Annotated in this window: 25 protein-coding genes; all 25 read left to right on the top strand. The window is 50.9% G+C overall.

Annotation, left to right across the window (positions count from 1 at the left end; genetic code table 11):
- The first annotated feature begins 138 nt into the window (after positions 1-138).
- Positions 139-744 carry a hypothetical protein gene (locus tag ACSAMP_RS15335; protein WP_009258038.1) on the top strand — a complete coding sequence of 202 codons (606 nt, stop codon included), beginning with the start codon at positions 139-141 and terminating at the stop codon, positions 742-744.
- A 274-nt stretch (positions 745-1,018) separates the two neighbouring features.
- On the top strand, positions 1,019-1,426 hold the full coding sequence (locus ACSAMP_RS15330) for a single-stranded DNA-binding protein (RefSeq protein WP_009258037.1): 408 nt from the start codon (positions 1,019-1,021) through the stop codon (positions 1,424-1,426).
- Between the two features lie 109 nt (positions 1,427-1,535).
- A complete protein-coding gene (locus tag ACSAMP_RS15325) occupies positions 1,536-2,351 on the top strand; it encodes a hypothetical protein (RefSeq protein WP_009258036.1) in 816 nt (271 codons plus the stop codon).
- Positions 2,352-2,383: 32 nt separating this feature from the next.
- Complete coding sequence (locus ACSAMP_RS15320) at positions 2,384-3,457, top strand: DUF932 domain-containing protein (RefSeq protein WP_009258035.1); 1,074 nt, start codon at positions 2,384-2,386, stop codon at positions 3,455-3,457.
- A gap of 41 nt (positions 3,458-3,498) precedes the next feature.
- Positions 3,499-4,344 (top strand): hypothetical protein, encoded by an 846-nt coding sequence (locus ACSAMP_RS15315; RefSeq protein WP_009258034.1) that lies wholly within the window; start codon positions 3,499-3,501, stop codon positions 4,342-4,344.
- 98 nt (positions 4,345-4,442) lie between these two features.
- Entirely contained in the window at positions 4,443-4,982 is a 540-nt protein-coding gene (locus ACSAMP_RS15310; RefSeq protein WP_009258033.1) for a sigma-70 RNA polymerase sigma factor region 4 domain-containing protein, read from the top strand.
- A gap of 38 nt (positions 4,983-5,020) precedes the next feature.
- Positions 5,021-5,269: a hypothetical protein gene (locus ACSAMP_RS15305; RefSeq protein WP_009258032.1), complete on the top strand. Its 249-nt coding sequence runs from the start codon at positions 5,021-5,023 to the stop codon at positions 5,267-5,269.
- 95 nt (positions 5,270-5,364) lie between these two features.
- A complete protein-coding gene (locus tag ACSAMP_RS15300; protein WP_009258031.1) occupies positions 5,365-6,048 on the top strand; it encodes a YkgJ family cysteine cluster protein in 684 nt (227 codons plus the stop codon).
- A gap of 181 nt (positions 6,049-6,229) precedes the next feature.
- A complete protein-coding gene (locus ACSAMP_RS15295) occupies positions 6,230-6,670 on the top strand; it encodes a DUF7659 family protein (protein ID WP_009258030.1) in 441 nt (146 codons plus the stop codon).
- Between the two features lie 12 nt (positions 6,671-6,682).
- Positions 6,683-7,138, top strand: coding sequence for a hypothetical protein (locus ACSAMP_RS15290; RefSeq protein ID WP_009258029.1), 456 nt, complete (start codon positions 6,683-6,685; stop codon positions 7,136-7,138).
- 32 nt (positions 7,139-7,170) lie between these two features.
- Positions 7,171-7,941, top strand: a complete 771-nt coding sequence (locus ACSAMP_RS15285; protein ID WP_009258028.1) for a methyltransferase — start codon at positions 7,171-7,173, stop codon at positions 7,939-7,941.
- 120 nt (positions 7,942-8,061) lie between these two features.
- A complete protein-coding gene (locus ACSAMP_RS15280) occupies positions 8,062-8,667 on the top strand; it encodes a DUF6809 family protein (RefSeq protein WP_058722736.1) in 606 nt (201 codons plus the stop codon).
- A gap of 30 nt (positions 8,668-8,697) precedes the next feature.
- Positions 8,698-9,054 (top strand): hypothetical protein, encoded by a 357-nt coding sequence (locus ACSAMP_RS15275; protein ID WP_058722735.1) that lies wholly within the window; start codon positions 8,698-8,700, stop codon positions 9,052-9,054.
- 44 nt (positions 9,055-9,098) lie between these two features.
- Positions 9,099-9,779: a hypothetical protein gene (locus tag ACSAMP_RS15270; RefSeq protein ID WP_071698944.1), complete on the top strand. Its 681-nt coding sequence runs from the start codon at positions 9,099-9,101 to the stop codon at positions 9,777-9,779.
- Positions 9,772-10,266: an adenylosuccinate lyase gene (locus ACSAMP_RS15265; protein ID WP_118438866.1), complete on the top strand. Its 495-nt coding sequence runs from the start codon at positions 9,772-9,774 to the stop codon at positions 10,264-10,266. The genes ACSAMP_RS15270 and ACSAMP_RS15265 overlap by 8 nt, the downstream gene beginning before the upstream one ends.
- Before the next feature lie 37 nt (positions 10,267-10,303).
- The gene (locus ACSAMP_RS15260) at positions 10,304-10,465 is read left to right on the top strand and encodes a hypothetical protein (protein ID WP_157838658.1); all 162 of its coding nucleotides are present in this window, start codon (positions 10,304-10,306) and stop codon (positions 10,463-10,465) included.
- 63 nt (positions 10,466-10,528) lie between these two features.
- On the top strand, positions 10,529-11,398 hold the full coding sequence (locus tag ACSAMP_RS15255; RefSeq protein WP_118438867.1) for a hypothetical protein: 870 nt from the start codon (positions 10,529-10,531) through the stop codon (positions 11,396-11,398).
- Positions 11,399-11,424: 26 nt separating this feature from the next.
- Positions 11,425-11,973, top strand: coding sequence for a hypothetical protein (locus ACSAMP_RS15250; RefSeq protein WP_058722731.1), 549 nt, complete (start codon positions 11,425-11,427; stop codon positions 11,971-11,973).
- A 117-nt stretch (positions 11,974-12,090) separates the two neighbouring features.
- The gene (locus ACSAMP_RS15245; protein WP_009258021.1) at positions 12,091-12,342 is read left to right on the top strand and encodes a type II toxin-antitoxin system RelB/DinJ family antitoxin; all 252 of its coding nucleotides are present in this window, start codon (positions 12,091-12,093) and stop codon (positions 12,340-12,342) included.
- Positions 12,339-12,728, top strand: a complete 390-nt coding sequence (locus ACSAMP_RS15240; RefSeq protein ID WP_009258020.1) for a type II toxin-antitoxin system death-on-curing family toxin — start codon at positions 12,339-12,341, stop codon at positions 12,726-12,728. The genes ACSAMP_RS15245 and ACSAMP_RS15240 overlap by 4 nt, the downstream gene beginning before the upstream one ends.
- A gap of 173 nt (positions 12,729-12,901) precedes the next feature.
- Entirely contained in the window at positions 12,902-13,339 is a 438-nt protein-coding gene (locus ACSAMP_RS15235) for a hypothetical protein (protein ID WP_058722730.1), read from the top strand.
- An 18-nt stretch (positions 13,340-13,357) separates the two neighbouring features.
- The gene (locus ACSAMP_RS15230) at positions 13,358-13,597 is read left to right on the top strand and encodes a hypothetical protein (RefSeq protein ID WP_058722729.1); all 240 of its coding nucleotides are present in this window, start codon (positions 13,358-13,360) and stop codon (positions 13,595-13,597) included.
- Positions 13,594-13,965, top strand: a complete 372-nt coding sequence (locus ACSAMP_RS15225; protein ID WP_071698940.1) for a hypothetical protein — start codon at positions 13,594-13,596, stop codon at positions 13,963-13,965. Before ACSAMP_RS15230 ends, ACSAMP_RS15225 begins: the two co-directional genes overlap by 4 nt.
- A complete protein-coding gene (locus ACSAMP_RS15220; RefSeq protein WP_058722728.1) occupies positions 13,934-14,536 on the top strand; it encodes a hypothetical protein in 603 nt (200 codons plus the stop codon). The genes ACSAMP_RS15225 and ACSAMP_RS15220 overlap by 32 nt, the downstream gene beginning before the upstream one ends.
- A gap of 13 nt (positions 14,537-14,549) precedes the next feature.
- Positions 14,550-14,822: a hypothetical protein gene (locus ACSAMP_RS15215; protein WP_058722727.1), complete on the top strand. Its 273-nt coding sequence runs from the start codon at positions 14,550-14,552 to the stop codon at positions 14,820-14,822.
- Positions 14,823-14,849 lie beyond the last annotated feature (27 nt).

The raw sequence follows: 14,849 nt of genomic DNA, 5'->3' as shown, positions 1-14,849 counted from the left end.
TGCAGGCTACATAACCACAGCATCGTATCTCTTTTTCTTACTCCTCTATCCACTATTTTTACAAAGTTTGATTTGCTGCAGAAAAACGGGGGATTTTTCCTATTTAATAGGTAGAATCTAAAAAGGAGGGCTACCCCCATGTACAAACCACACACGATTGAGCAATACAAAATCCAACAGTTTCTGGATCATACCTTTGCTATGGAGCACTTTCTGGTCTCTCCATTATCCCGCTCCGCACTCATGCTGGAGGACAGATGCGGTGAGCGGATTGCCTTTTCCTTTTCAGACAACGAAGTGCGTGAAATCCCAATCCCTTCTGCGCCATCCCCGGACAAGGTGAAATCGTTCATCCGCAGCTTTCGGGCGCTTGGAGCTAAACCACATCTGCGCACCTTTGAAGATGTCACCCGCTGGTGGCTGAATCACCCGAATCCGCTGACCTACCAACAGGCTCTCGGTCTGCCGGATGAACTTTACCGCCGTTTTCTTTCCTCCACCCTGATTGAAGACGAAGACGCCCAGCGTCTGGCCGCATCAGGGCTTGTTTCGGAAGATGCTTACCAGGACATTCAGCTCTGGTATCTCAACGGCAACACTGCCGACTGCTGGCTCGGCCCCCTCGGTATAGATGGAACAGGCAATCTCTATGCGCTGACCTTCAACTATGGTACACCCCGGGCCAAGGAACTGAAATTCTACCTGTTGGACGATTACTACCGCCACATGAACCACATATTGTAACTCGCCGGGCTAAAATATCTATATATAGTATTATATCACTTGACAAACACAAGATACGGTGTTACACTTAACCTGTAATTGATTTTTGTGCGTTCCCCATGTGGGATACAGATGAAACATCTGTACCGCAAGGCCCAAAGCCCTGCATTGCACACGCAGTTAAGTTTGTATGCTGTATCAAGTGTCAGTGGTATTGCCACGCCCTTTTCGGGTTGGTATCCGCTGGCACTTTTTATATATAGATAGTAACGCCGATGGCGAAGAAAGGAGTGTTATGGCACAAATCTATGTATTTGGCCGAGTCATGCACGAGCTTACTCCCAAAGAGAGCCAGTCAAAGCAGCCGTATGTTTGTTTTGATTTGGTGGAACGCTCCGGAGGTGAACATCCGAACTTCTATCAAGTATGGGCCCGCGGCGACCAGGTTGCCCGGCTCACACGGCTCAAGGTCAAAAAGGGAAGCATGATCTGGCTCACTGGATCGCAGAAACTGGTGGATGTACGGCAAAAGGACGGGGCCACAGTCAAAAAGTTGAAAGTATGGCTGACGGACTTTGGCTTTCTTCCTGGGCAATCTTCCAGAGCAAAAGCGGAACATGAGCAGCATGACTCTGACGCGGCGGCAACCGCTCCAGCCCCCTCCGAGGTAATGGACGGCGACCGCGAATCCCTGCCGGAATAAAATCCGGCACTGCAAGAGGGACCGTATCAAGTTTTCAGAATGAACTGAAGCTTGGTGCGGTCCCTTTTTTTGTTTTCAAGCAAAACTTAAAAGGAAGGACGGTAACAACATGAGTAACGACAAAGGACTTTTGAGCGGCAGCATCACAATCCTGATCGGTGCTGTCATCGCTATCATGGCTTTGGTACGCGGACCCTGGCAAGCGTGGCTTCTGATAGGGGTATTTACCCTCTGGGGGCTTTGGGTCGTGCTGATCCTCCTGCTCCCCTATATGCAGCAGGCCAGGCGCCGCCGTCAGCGTCAGCAGAGGGAACGCCAGCTCCATGCCGAGGGTGTCGCGCAGAACACCTTTACGGTGCCGGAGCTTGAAGGGCCTGTACCAGACGATCTGCTGCTCCGCTATGCCAACCACCGGATTTTGACTTATCTGCGTTCCTCTTTTCCCAACGCCTGCTTTGAGTGGTGTGAAAAGAGACCGGCGGATTTGATCCGCAGCAACGGCACAGGGCGTATCCGCCTTTACAATGTGGAGGCGTTCGACCATGCGGACATCACCTTCGGCAAGGATGCGACGATCCGCTGTGACCTGCTCAAAATCGTCCCTCTGTCCAAAGCAGGGACAGAGCAGGAAGATCAGGCCGACATCCCACCCAACAAGCAGCCCATCGACCCGCGTATCTGGTACGAGAATAACGGGCGCACAGTGATGGAGACGCTGATTGCCGACCTGAACTCACGCGGCCACAGCAAACTCACACTGAAAGAGAACGGGGACATCTGCATCCAGCAGGGTGAAGAGCTTGTCCCGCAGGAACATCTTTCCAACTTTCCGGCAAAGGTCTACTGGCCTCGTCTGGTGGAAGTGTTTGAGAGCAACGGTCTGGCTGCTGAAACAACAGCGCAGGGCATCCAGGTCTCCTGGTGACCGCCATCGTCATGAGAAGGGAGTGAAATAACATGAAATCAGGGATCAGTCTTGTGGAAATGGCACAGGAAATCCAGCGGCAGAACGATTTGAAGGCCGATTATATGCTGGACACCCGGAGTCTCCGGTTGGAGCCTTTTGGTGGCGGGCTGTATCTCAACGCTTACGACCAATCCGGTGATTATGCCGTGGAGCCGCTGGAGGTCAACGCCATCGCACACAGGCAGATCGGAACGCACCTCAAGATCCCGGCAGCCTATTATGACAAGATGCTGGAGGAATACCCCGAGCTGCTGGCGCAGAATGTGAATGCCTGGTTCCAGCGGGAGCCGGCTGTGCGTATGGTTCGCACCATAGACGGCACAGCGCGGGCGTTTCTCAGCAACCGCTACCGGCGTATAGACAACCTCGATATTGCCGGGATTGTCCTTCCAGTCCTTCAGGAGATGGAAGGGATGCACTTCGAGAGCTGCCAGCTCACCGACAGCCGTATGTACATCAAGGTTGTCAACACCCGCTTGGAGGCAGAGGTCGTACCCGGCGACATCGTGCAGTCCGGTATTATTATCAGCAATAGCGAGGTAGGCCTGGGCTCGGTGAGCATCCAGCCGCTGGTCTATCGTCTGGTATGCAGCAACGGTATGGTGGTAAACGACGCCCAGACGCGCCGCAACCATGTAGGCCGTGTCAATGAGGCTTCGGAGAACTACCAGCTGTATTCGGAAAAGACGCTGGAGGCCGATGACAAAGCCTTCGCCATGAAGATCCAGGACACGGTGCGGGCCGTAGTAGACGAGGTACGCTTTACCCGTGTGGTCAACATGATGCGGGAAGCCAAGGATGCCCCCATGAATACTGCCGCTGTCCCTGGCATTGTGAAGCTCGTAAGCAAGGATTTTCACATCACGGACGATGAAAGCTCCGGTGTGCTGCAGCGGTTGATTGAAGGCAACGATCTGACCTTATATGGTCTGTCCAACGCCGTAACGCGCCACAGCCAGGATGTTAAGGACTATGACCGGGCAACCGCGCTGGAAGGCATCGGCTACAACATTCTCTCCATGCCGGCACGGCAGTGGAGCCGAATTAACCAGATGGCCGCTTAAATGGCTGCCATCCATCAAAAAATTAACAGGAGGAATGAACTATGTACGAACAGAACACTTCTATGGTGGCCGCAAACGAGCAGAACAAATTCTTGCTTCCGGCGATGGTGGAGGGCGACTTCAGCCGCGATGAGATCGCAGAAGATGCGGATGGGCTTCAGATGATGAGCTTCCAGCGGGTGAAGATTCCCGCCGGCGGCGCCCTGCAGTTTGAAGTTCCCACGGAAGATCCCGACAATCCGGATTATACCCGGACGCTGGAGGGCATCATCCTCTACAACCACTCTGCCTATACTCTGTGGCCGGAAGGCAGCGAGTATGACGAAGACACCAAACCGCTCTGCTCCTCTGTAGATGGCAAAACAGGGATCGGCGTACCGGGAGGTGCGTGTGCTACCTGCCCCATGAATGCGTATGGATCGGCCAAGGATGGCGGCCGCGGCAAGGCGTGCAAGAATATGAGGCATCTCTATCTGCTGCGCAGTGGTGAATATATGCCTCTGCTGGTCTCCCTGCCGCCCACCAGCATCAGGCCGTTCAAGGAGTTCCTGAACAGGGCTTTTGTCTATCGCCAGCGTGCCACCTATGGCAGTCTGGTCCAGATCGGCCTCAAGAAAGATAGCAACGGCAGCAATGATTACAGCGTTGCAACTTTCCGCCTTTTGCGTGATTTCCAGGGGGAAGAGCTGGCCCAGATCCGCGCCTATGCCAATGTCTTCAAGGGGCAAATCAAAACTATCAACATTCAGCGGGCGCTGATCAATGAGGAACAGCGGGCCAACGATTGCGACTATGAGATCCCGGAATCTGCCACTGCGGCCCCGGGTCCGGATGGAAGCTATGTGGTCGGCGAGATCAACGGCGACTATGAACAGTTGCCGGCGTAACTGTTTTTGTTGCGGCAATGCCGCATGATACATCATCAAGGGACACCTCCGGCGTAAGTCGGAGGTATCCCTTTTTTATTTAGAACGGAGGAAAATTTATGTTGTGTGAAGTACCGTTGACAAAGGAGCAGCAGGATTTTGCCGCTGAACACCATGGCCTGGTCTATAAATTTCTCAATGACAACCATCTTCCAGAGAATGAATTCTATGATGTGGTTATTTTCCCGTATTTGAAGGCTGTGCAGGACTACTGTAATAGCGCATCTGCACAAAAGTATTCTTTTAGCACTATTGCGATTCGACAAATGAAATTTCGCTTATACGATTATTTCCGTACACAGGCGCGCCGCAAGCGTAATACAGAAGTCATCAGCATCCATCTGGGCCTATACTCGGATGGCGTTCCGCTGGAAGAGGTGCTGCCGGGTCAGGACCGTCTCATGCAGGAATTTGAAATGCAGCAGATGCTCCATGATCTGGCTTCCCATATTTCTGAACAACAGATGAAAATTGTCCGCATGAAGGGTTACGGCTATGGCATTAAGGAGATTTCCAGCCACGAAAAAATACCGATGAAGCGCATCCAGGAACTTCTTGAGGAGGTCCATACTGTGTTTTTGAGGTTATGCCGCGAGTAGCCCTCTATCTACCACAAACAGAATGGAGGTCGAAGTATATGACGAAATCAAAAAAATCTATTGTGATGCGCGGAGCACTTCTGCGTCCGCTGGTGATTGGGCAGGGCGCACTTCTTCATGCAGGTGGTAAGATCTATCATACCTCCCGTGTGGTAGCCATCCACGATCAGTCGGATGATATGGTACGCTTTGAAACGCTTAACTCCAATTACTGCCTCTCAATGGCCCCTTTTCCGCTGGCGGCCTGCAACCCGCTCCCGATGGTGAGCCTGGCCGCGTGCGCGTAAAGCGGTTGTAAGAAGATACCGGGACAACAGAGCTTGTCCTATATGTTTTGGGCCGTGACGGATTTTCCGCCACGGCCTTTTTTCGGAGGATTGTCATGGATGATCAAAAAACAATGGTAGTTTCAGTTCACGCCAAAGACTGTGTGGACTATCAGTGCCGCAGATGCGGTCAATGCTGCCGCCATATCAAAGATGCTGTGATGGTGGAGAGCATGGACGCCTACCGGTTGGCAAACTATTTGCGTGGCTGTGATCCCAACATCTGCACCATAGACGATGTGTTGACCCGATACTGCGAGCCTATGCCGCTGACCCAAGAGTGCTTTCCCATCTTCATGCTGAAAACCACGGGGCCGGACGATTCCTGTATTTTCCTGAAGGATGGATTATGCAGCATCTACGAGGCACGCCCACGGACCTGCCGGCTCTATCCCTTTTCTGTAGGACCCGGCGAGCGGGGCCGTGATTTTGAATACTGCCTCTGCTTTGACCACAATCAGCAGTACCATTTCAACGGCGGAAAGGTTTCCGTCAAAGACTGGTTTTATCGCAATTTCCCCAGAATGGAGAAAGAGTATTTGAAACAGGAATATGCCGCTATCACGGAAATCGGTAAGCGGATGCGCTCGATCTCTCCGGAACTATGCAAACAGATGACCTTCCAAGTGCTGTTTTACCGATATTATAACTTCGATTTGGATCAGCCGTTCCTTGAGCAATACGCGCAGAACACCCGTCTGCTGTTAGAAAAGCTTCGGCAATTCGAGGTGGAAAGGTAGGGTGCTGTGATGATGTATGCCTTGGAGCACCTGACCCGTCAAGGGCCAGGGCCTCAGTGGAAGCAATATGCTGTTTGTGCGAATAAAGACCTTTTAGAACGGATTTGCCGCAGTCAGCCCCGCCCGGATGAATGGCGTGTCAGGCTGTCTGTACAGCGGATGAAAAAGGAGGCCGCATAGTATGAAAAACCACTATCAGGAGTTACGGGATCGCCAGCAGGAAGAGGTCAACGCCTTTCCCATGTTTTTTGCGTTCGATCAACGGCAGTTCGCAGAGGGAATGCGCCGGCTCGGCCTGCGCCCTTCCGACATGAATCAGGTGTATGCTATCGCTGGCACCGGTGGATTTTACCGCAAAAGCGATGCGCCGAAGCTACATGAAATGTTTGCCCGGCACCGCAAGGAGCTTGATGAGGCCATTGCCGCTGATAAAGCTGGAGATAATTTCATTTATGAAATGTTCCTGACTGAACTTTCCAACCACGAATACGGCTATACCGGCGATGTTCAAGACACGCTTGATGCCCTGGGTATCACTCCCCAATACATGGAGGCCATGCCTCAGCTGAAAGCTGGTTTGGACTTGGCCTGCCAAAAAGTAATGCAGAATGACTGTTTTTAAGGAGGCCATGTGATGGAGCAGCAACACTATTTCCCACCGCTTCATGGCGCTGTGGATTGTGAAAAATGCGAGGTGCGGGATTGCTGGTGCCGGGGAAAATTCCAACGGAATCGGCGCAATATGCCCCACACATCTGGAAGGTGCCCCAGGCTGCCTGATCTCTGCGGTTTTGTAGAAAAGGAAGAACGCGAGCTGTATAAAGCGACTTTTATGCTCGTTCATGCAGAGTATGGCGTCGGCGGTCTGCATTTGACGCTCACGATTCCCGGTCACAAGAGAAATCGGAAGGTCTACCAGACCAAAAGCGGGTACTGGTACTGCAACCTGACCAGCGAGAAGGGGTGTCCAGAACGGCAGGTGTTGAATTTGGAGGGCTACCAGTCCAAAGAAGATATTCTGCGGCACATGAAAAGCCTTCGGACCGACTACTGCATTCTTCGCTGCAGTATGGAAGGTTTCACTGTCTAAACTGTACCAAACCACATAAATGGAGGATACCCATGAGTAAGCTGACCAAAAGAGAAATTCAGCTCCATGATCAGGCGGTTTGTCTCCTGCAGAAAGAACACCTTTCCCACGAAGATAAGCTTTTTATCTTTGAAAATTTCCGGGAAGACGCGGAGCACATCAATAGCAAGTCCGGTGCATTTTTTACTCCTTTTGGACTTGCCAACGATTTTACTCTCCAGATTCCGTGCCTATACGGAAAGACGATCAGAATTATCGACCTGTGTGCTGGAATCGGCGTACTGAGCTATGCGGCACAGCTGGAATGCAGTGACCGCAGCCGCTGCTATGCCGATATTACCTGTGTAGAACTGAATCCGCACTATGTTGAGGTTGGTAAAAAAGTTGTGCCAGAGGCCACATGGATATGCGCGGATGTTCTTGATCCCTTTCTGCCTGACCTCTTGGGCCAATTTGACTTCGCGATTGCAAATCCGCCGTTTGGCCGAATTGCAAACAATTACCGCAAAAGCTACATGAGCGGCGAATTTGAATACATGGTAATAGAGGCGGCCTCCCGTATTGCAAAGGAAGGTGCGTTCATAATACCGCAAATGAGCGCGCCATTCGTATATAGCGGAACGGAAGACCATCGCTGGCTTCAGGAAGGGCGTGCCAGAACATTTGAAAAAAGGACTGGGATTTTATTGGAGTTTAACCAAGGGATCGACACGGCCTACTATAAAAATGACTGGCATTGCACCGCGCCAATATGCGAAATCGTATGTTGTGACTTTGCAGGGACAGATACCTCTGCCGCCTAAAGGAGCAGGCGGTTTGTCCTCATGAACAACCAAGAAGCCGGTCCCTGTTCTGGGGCCTCACATAAACCGCTACAGGCCCGAAGGCACTGGCGGTTTTTCTCTATATGGAGGTGACGAATTTTGAATTTGCACGAAACAGAATATGGCCGCAGATTTTTTAATTCCCAGCTGCCCAGTCTCATCAAGGCTCTGGAACGAATCGCCGAAAGTCTGTCTGCGCCCAAGCAGTCCTTATCAGCCGATTTTGTCGCTGACCCTGATTTTCTTCATGATCTCTACTATGGAGATTATGAGCCGAGCGTGTTCAAAACACAAAGCGAGCACCAGAAGCAGCTTAACCATAATGCTTCAATGGCAGAGGAACTCCTGCGCCAGAAAATGGGCAATTCCCCGGAAGCCATAGCCGCCTTGGAAGCGTACCAGCTTGCCGCCGGTGAGTGCAGCAGCATTGTGGCCGAGCAGGCTTTTGAGTCCGGTTTTCAGACCGCAGTACAAATGCTGGTAGCTGGGCTTATACCGCCTGAAAACAAATTTGCCGCTGAAGTTCCCCTTACCACGCAAGAGCTCCGGAAGATGGACGGGGAACAAGTATTTTGTCTTGACATGAATGAGGAGGTCAGGGTTGTGGCCCGCAAAAAAGGATTCATTCAAGTCACTAATGACAAAGAGATCCATCTCATAACAGGCTTGACCTTATACCGGCATCGGCCAAGTTGGTGCCAATAAAATTTTAAGAAATGCAATGGAGGACACAATATGAAACTTTCTGAAGACGAAGCAAAGAGATTTCTTGAGCGTCTTTGCCCTCTGCAGGAGACGGAACAGCAGCTTCTCTGCCCGCGGTGCGGCCGCAACGAATTATACTCCGGGCTGTATTTTTTCCTGAACAGTTTGAGCAGATACGCTCATGTATATATCTGCGAAAAGTGCTGGATGGATGAGGCTCTGCGGGAAATAGACGGCAATCCAGTTCCCCTGACCAGTTGGAACGCAGTTCTTCCTTTTGTTTTGAGAGGCGAGATTCCTCCATCGGACAGCTCCTGCCAAGACACCAATGCGTCTGCTGGCCCCGCGCAAACCGGAGAGATTCACAATAGCAGTCAGACTGTGTAAAACAAGGTCTGACCAGTCGTGAAAATTATGAGGCATTGAAAACTATGAAATATGGGGACTATCATCTGCCCAGTGGAGTAGACTTCTCTTCTATCACATACGAGGATATTCGCTGGCAATACGGCGTATTCCGCTGTAACAGCACGGGCTCCGGCCGGGATAAAAAGCATTTGCCGTGGGACGGTGTAAAAACCAATCTTGGAGAGATTGAAGAAAAGGATTGGTGCAGGCTGGCGGATGCTGTCATCGAACGCGATGGGGAGACACATCTGCTAAAGCATCTGATCCAATGGTGCAGCGAACACAATTATATCGGGGCATCAGCCGCTGAACTGCGAAAAGAAGCCCTTCAGCTACACATTGATCGGGTTTTCGACAATCCGCAATGGGGCGGCTACCTTCCTTTCAATAAGAGATACCGTCCAGAAGTCTGGCGAGCCGCTCATATCGTATATGTGCGGAACGAATGCTGCCATAAGATTTCCCCCGTTACACAAGAGCAGATCGACCATGCGTACAACGGGACAATCCCCTGCCCACACTGCGGAAGATGGAGTGAATTCATCGTTTTGGGAATCCGGCTTCAGCCGGAGCCACTGGTTCCCTGCTTGAATTGTGATTGTCATGATCCTGATATGGGCTGTACCATGCCCAGCATTGATAAGAGTTACGCCTGCCCTTTGGTAAGCTGTGATGATGAGCAAACGGAGGTGCTGGATGAGTAGGTATCTGAAACCGCGGGACCATGGTTATTTGATGGAGGCGGCAGCCTGTACAAAGGTGCTGGAAGATCTGCGCCGCATAGAAGCAAAATATGCCCGGACGGTGGAGAAAGAATGCTCTGTCCGGCAGGCTGAATTTGAGAAAGTGATGCAATACCACAGCGAGCGGGAACTCCAGGATGACTTCGGATGGGGTTTCATCACCGAGGCTCAATACGACCGGTACCGGCTTCTTTTTCAGCAGGGGCAGGCTGCCATGGAGCAGCTGCCGCCGACAAAGAGCGAACTGGCTCTGCGCCTGGTGCGCCGCATCATGGCGGATATTGACGCAGATCGCCGGGAGTGGGAGTTTTCTGCACTCTCCCCGGAAGATCAGCAAGCGGAACGGGCACGGGCCGAGCAGTCGCAGAAAGAGTGGAAGCGAAAAATCGCGGAGCTGAAACGGAAGCGCGGTATCATCGAGGCCGGCGAGGACATGGAGGAAGGGTGATCACCATTTCGCGTACAGTCTATCAAGGAGGATATGGATGATGAAAATCTTCAAAAGCCAAAAGCCTGCAGTTTGCGGTACTGCCAAGCGGCCCATCCGCCGTTGGCTGCTGCCGCCTAAAAAGCAGCAGGCATATCGCTTTTATTCCACTGCTCATTTTCATGTTTACGAGCGGTGCCGTCATTTTCGACGCGGATAATAAAGGCACATTTATTGATGAATCAAGGGGACTTGCTTTTCCCCTTCAAGGGAGGAATGGACTATGATTTATAAGAAACCGGATGAGAAATTCTCACATGAGAACATCACCTACACAGTAGGCAGCCGCGTCCTCGCCAATGAAGCGAGTGAGTACAGCGGGCTCTTCGGGCGCATCCTTGAAATTCGCACGGATGATGACCGGGAAACTGAAAATGATACGCCGGACATCTATTGTGAATTTGACCCGCCGTGCCTTTCCGCTGCCCGCCGCGCACTGGAGCAGACTTTTTCTGAACTCTATGGTGCGCCAAAGCGTGTGGAGGATTTAGGGCTGGAACTGGTCATCATGGCGCCTGAAATGTTGACGCCTCTGGCCGTTCCCGAGCAGGCGTATCCCCAAGGTACGCTTTATGTCGTCGTCTCGCATTGGGCCACTGACGGGGAATTTGGCTCTTATGAGGCTCCGTTCACTAATTTAACGGATGCCCAGCGGCAATTTCATGACGATCTGAAAAACGAACTGGAGAGCGGCTGCATTGAGAAATGGCGTGAAAAGAGTCAGTTTGCAGAGGAAGAAACCGCAGAAAGCTATGAGTGCTATCTGGATGGGGAATACTGCGAAAACCACTTTTACCTCTCCATTGAAAAACGGCCTCTGCCGCTGGCTCCTGAATTTATACGCACCGTGGCGGCAGCCTATGAAGATGAGTGCGCACGGGAGGATTTTCTTGATAAAGCTCAAGCTTTGCCGGAGTATCTGGCTCTGACAGAAGATCAGAAAAAACAACTGCTGCACAATGCGGACATCAAAGGGCGCATCAGCCACTACCTGGATCTCTGCGATACCTATTGGGAGTGTTACTGGGATGCAGTATCCAAGGCCGCACAGGATATTTTACAGGAGGATCAGCAGGCATCCCCACAAAAGTAATTTCTGTTGTGAAATGGAGGAAAACTATGGACGAAAAAGAATTACGCAAGGCACTTGAAATTCATTTGGATACCCTTCGGAGAAATCTGGAAGTTGTATCGCTGGAAGTGCTGAAAACAAAGTACCAAAAACCTTATGAAGAACTGCGGGGGCAAATCTGCAAAGCAGCCACCGAATACACCCGTCATGTAGCTCTATGTGATATTCGTATCCGGCACAGCCTGTTTAACGAGGCCAAAACCTACATTGATGCAGCGATTCAGCAAACACAGTGCCTGAAAAAGATTTCCGAGGCTGCTTTTCAGCGGCAGGATATGGATGAAATTGCAGCCCTGGCCCATACCTTACGAGAGGAAATTGAAAAATCTCTTCACTATTTCTATCTCGATCACATGTGCCTGCTCGTTACCCGCGAGTGCATCGACGATCCCAATAAGGTCCCGGAGATTTACAACAAGGCAACTTCTTGTGTTTGGCGCGATGGTGCGTGGCTGTTAATGGAAGATACCGAAACGGCCATTTTACTTTCCGCTCCCATCATCAACGAGCTGCCTCCCGCAGAAGCTGCCGCATAGATGATACAGCACTCCCTCAAAGACGATTGGTTCCCGTGGCCTTCTTCAATTAAGCATCCTACTCGTTGCATTTGTACATGATATGTAGTATAATTGTAGTGCAAGGAGGTCGATTATATGGATACCAATATGACATTTAGAATAGATAGTCAGGTCAAAGCGCAAATGGCCGCCATCTGCGAGCAGCTGGGCATATCCACATCCACCGCATTCAACATTTTTGCAAATGCCTTTGTCCGCAATAATGGAATGCCGTTTCCCTTAACTCTTAACACACCATCTGCAGAAATTTCAAGGGAGCAGATGTTGGCGGATACCGATGCGGTTTTAAGTTCTTTCGCTGATGACTATAAGAGGATGGCGGAATGATTTGGGTGACGGTTGAAGATGTTATCGCCGTCCATAGCAGGATCATCAAAGCTTCAGGTGGGTTGGACGGTATTCGGGACCGAAATAGTCTGGAAGCCGCAGTCAATGCTCCGTTGCAAACCTTTGCCGGTTTTGATCTTTTTGAAACGGACCTTGCGAAAATAGCCAGAATAGGGTTTGGACTGGCCTCCAATCATGCCTTTCTTGATGGTAACAAACGGATTGGCGCAATGATGACGCAGTTGCTGCTGAAATGGAACGGCTATGTTCTTGAACTGAAGCCCGGCGAACTTGCGGATATGTTTATCTCTATTGCAAATGGCAGTGCGGGAGAACACGAGCTGCAAGCATGGATCATTCAGCACCTAAAAGATTTTTCTGATTGATCTGCCAGTATTGTATCATTGATACTTTCAATGTTGCTCCACAGAAATAAAACTCTACACTTTTTCTTATTTGACAAATGCCTTGCTATTTGGCAAGGGACACTATCACAAAGGGATCGACAAACAGCGCATTTGCTGTTTGCCGGTCCCTTGTTTTTTAGGAGGATTTTTTGATGAAACTAAAACATCCCACGCATGATCCGAAACCCATGGACGCCCTCTCCTACTACCTGCAAGTGCAGCGGGAGTATGCCCTCGCTCGTGAAGGGTATCTCAGGATTGATGAAGCCGATGATACTTACAATGACTTAAACCGCAAAATCATCAATGCCTACCGTGAACGCTATGGTACCGCCTATTTAGGCCGTATCAACTACAGTGGGAACCAGAGACAGCGGATTGCTGATGGTACTGAAAGCGTCTTTGAAGCCTATACCGGGCAGCCGCTCTATAACTTTTGCTGTGATTTCTGTGTATCAGCTCCAGACCGTACACTGGAAGAATTGATTCGGCACTGGAATAATGCAGATGTTCCCCTCTCCGAAAAGAAAGTTGATGCCATTATGGACCGTATTCAGGTATTATGCGGCCAGACTTTCATCTGGTATTAACAGAAAGGGCGGGAAGCGATGAACTATATCGTCTATGGGAAGAAAATTGGAGCCCGCTGTTATGGCGCTATAAATTTGCATGAAGGAAAAGTTGGAGTCGGCCTGGTTTATGCTACGCTGATCCCAGATTGTGGCCGCGCCAAAATGTATGCTGACAAGCTGGCTGAGATGGTGCCCGGTTTTATCTTCCAAGTTCGCGGCGCCGGCACTCGCAAGGTCTACTATGAAAAGGCCGGCAAGCCGGAGGAATCGGTATGAGCGCCGGGGAGCCTTCTTTTCTTCTCTGGCTCCGGGAGGTCGTTCAGCCGCAAGCAGACCCCCGTTCCGGGAATGCCGCGGCGCTGGATGATTTCTCGCCGGATGGAATGCGGGAATATTGCTATCCCAAGGAGTTTACGGTGTCCGGCGACGCCTATATGTGGTCGGTTTCAAGCGCCCACACAAAAGGGCGGCATCTCTGCACCCACTACGAAATTTGGTTTTTCGGGCCAGCGTTTGGCTCTGGTCAGAGAATCGCCACCGGCAGTCCTACCAAAGCCAAAATACGGTGCGGTCTAAGAAAAATCTATGATTATTACTACGGAGGGAACTCGAATGAAAACGATCCAGCTCACTTTTCTGTTTGAAGACACAGGCTTCTGCAAGGATGTGTTCCAATCTGTAAACCAGCCCTATTACTACTGCAACCGTGATACAGTTGATGGCACATGGTACACTTCTACCCCGGATGATTATCAAAATGATTGCCGCATCCGAAAGGATGTTATCATCGAGATCATCTCGGATGGGCAGGTGATCGCTCTGGATGGAAACGGGGACTTCGAGGGAAAAAAGCCATTCATCCCCTTCTATACCTTTAGGGAACAACTGGCACAAGCGTTCTTGAATAAACACCCGGGGGTCCACAGTTATGAAGATATGAAACAAAAGCTTCTGTTCCTGCCGAGCGGGGAGCCTTACTCTGACCCGAGCAGCTGTCAGGATAACTGGATTTTTGCCCTTGATTTTGGGAATGAAACCGAACAGGTCCTGGAATCTGCCGACTGGATGGGTCGGGAGTATCACATTCTTGCCGTCCAGTACACGCACAAACCCACTGGCTTTGTATTTACAAATTATCGTTTTCGGGCGGCAGTCCTCCAGCCGAATGCCTCCAGCCATGACCTTTTGCTTTATGATTGGCACGAGGACCGTTGAAGGAGGATCGTTTATGGGAGTATTGCTGATCCGAGAATTGAATGTTGATGGCTGCGGCGACTTTGCTGATGTACTGGTCCAAACTGACCAGCCGGTAACGCCAGAGCAGATGAAAGAGCTGCACCACGAGCTGACACGCCTTAACAACGAACAGGAGTGCCCAGATACGGATGATGTGGTGGAAGAAGCCGTGAAAAACACTTTGGGCGAGACGGCCCGGTGTATCGGCTATGCCCTGCTGGAATATGGCGGGGCCGGCCGTCACTGCGATGAAAATTTTCATTGACTGCCTTCGCCGAGTTATCGACAAGCA

The sequence above is a fragment of the Flintibacter sp. SJQ-8 genome, assembly GCF_054108085.1.
Note: the sequence above shows the minus strand (reverse complement) of the source record. Positions and strands in the feature narration are given on the sequence as shown.

Excerpts from the sequence above, each read along its gene's own strand:
- ACSAMP_RS15335 (WP_009258038.1), top strand. The coding sequence starts at position 139 with ATGTACAAACCACACACGATTGAGCAATACAAAATCCAACAGTTTCTG.
- ACSAMP_RS15330 (WP_009258037.1), top strand. The coding sequence starts at position 1,019 with ATGGCACAAATCTATGTATTTGGCCGAGTCATGCACGAGCTTACTCCC.
- ACSAMP_RS15325 (WP_009258036.1), top strand. The coding sequence starts at position 1,536 with ATGAGTAACGACAAAGGACTTTTGAGCGGCAGCATCACAATCCTGATC.
- ACSAMP_RS15320 (WP_009258035.1), top strand. The coding sequence starts at position 2,384 with ATGAAATCAGGGATCAGTCTTGTGGAAATGGCACAGGAAATCCAGCGG.
- ACSAMP_RS15315 (WP_009258034.1), top strand. The coding sequence starts at position 3,499 with ATGTACGAACAGAACACTTCTATGGTGGCCGCAAACGAGCAGAACAAA.
- ACSAMP_RS15310 (WP_009258033.1), top strand. The coding sequence starts at position 4,443 with ATGTTGTGTGAAGTACCGTTGACAAAGGAGCAGCAGGATTTTGCCGCT.
- ACSAMP_RS15305 (WP_009258032.1), top strand. The coding sequence starts at position 5,021 with ATGACGAAATCAAAAAAATCTATTGTGATGCGCGGAGCACTTCTGCGT.
- ACSAMP_RS15300 (WP_009258031.1), top strand. The coding sequence starts at position 5,365 with ATGGATGATCAAAAAACAATGGTAGTTTCAGTTCACGCCAAAGACTGT.
- ACSAMP_RS15295 (WP_009258030.1), top strand. The coding sequence starts at position 6,230 with ATGAAAAACCACTATCAGGAGTTACGGGATCGCCAGCAGGAAGAGGTC.
- ACSAMP_RS15290 (WP_009258029.1), top strand. The coding sequence starts at position 6,683 with ATGGAGCAGCAACACTATTTCCCACCGCTTCATGGCGCTGTGGATTGT.
- ACSAMP_RS15285 (WP_009258028.1), top strand. The coding sequence starts at position 7,171 with ATGAGTAAGCTGACCAAAAGAGAAATTCAGCTCCATGATCAGGCGGTT.
- ACSAMP_RS15275 (WP_058722735.1), top strand. The coding sequence starts at position 8,698 with ATGAAACTTTCTGAAGACGAAGCAAAGAGATTTCTTGAGCGTCTTTGC.
- ACSAMP_RS15270 (WP_071698944.1), top strand. The coding sequence starts at position 9,099 with ATGAAATATGGGGACTATCATCTGCCCAGTGGAGTAGACTTCTCTTCT.
- ACSAMP_RS15265 (WP_118438866.1), top strand. The coding sequence starts at position 9,772 with ATGAGTAGGTATCTGAAACCGCGGGACCATGGTTATTTGATGGAGGCG.
- ACSAMP_RS15260 (WP_157838658.1), top strand. The coding sequence starts at position 10,304 with ATGATGAAAATCTTCAAAAGCCAAAAGCCTGCAGTTTGCGGTACTGCC.
- ACSAMP_RS15255 (WP_118438867.1), top strand. The coding sequence starts at position 10,529 with ATGATTTATAAGAAACCGGATGAGAAATTCTCACATGAGAACATCACC.
- ACSAMP_RS15250 (WP_058722731.1), top strand. The coding sequence starts at position 11,425 with ATGGACGAAAAAGAATTACGCAAGGCACTTGAAATTCATTTGGATACC.
- ACSAMP_RS15245 (WP_009258021.1), top strand. The coding sequence starts at position 12,091 with ATGGATACCAATATGACATTTAGAATAGATAGTCAGGTCAAAGCGCAA.
- ACSAMP_RS15240 (WP_009258020.1), top strand. The coding sequence starts at position 12,339 with ATGATTTGGGTGACGGTTGAAGATGTTATCGCCGTCCATAGCAGGATC.
- ACSAMP_RS15235 (WP_058722730.1), top strand. The coding sequence starts at position 12,902 with ATGAAACTAAAACATCCCACGCATGATCCGAAACCCATGGACGCCCTC.
- ACSAMP_RS15230 (WP_058722729.1), top strand. The coding sequence starts at position 13,358 with ATGAACTATATCGTCTATGGGAAGAAAATTGGAGCCCGCTGTTATGGC.
- ACSAMP_RS15225 (WP_071698940.1), top strand. The coding sequence starts at position 13,594 with ATGAGCGCCGGGGAGCCTTCTTTTCTTCTCTGGCTCCGGGAGGTCGTT.
- ACSAMP_RS15220 (WP_058722728.1), top strand. The coding sequence starts at position 13,934 with ATGAAAACGATCCAGCTCACTTTTCTGTTTGAAGACACAGGCTTCTGC.
- ACSAMP_RS15215 (WP_058722727.1), top strand. The coding sequence starts at position 14,550 with ATGGGAGTATTGCTGATCCGAGAATTGAATGTTGATGGCTGCGGCGAC.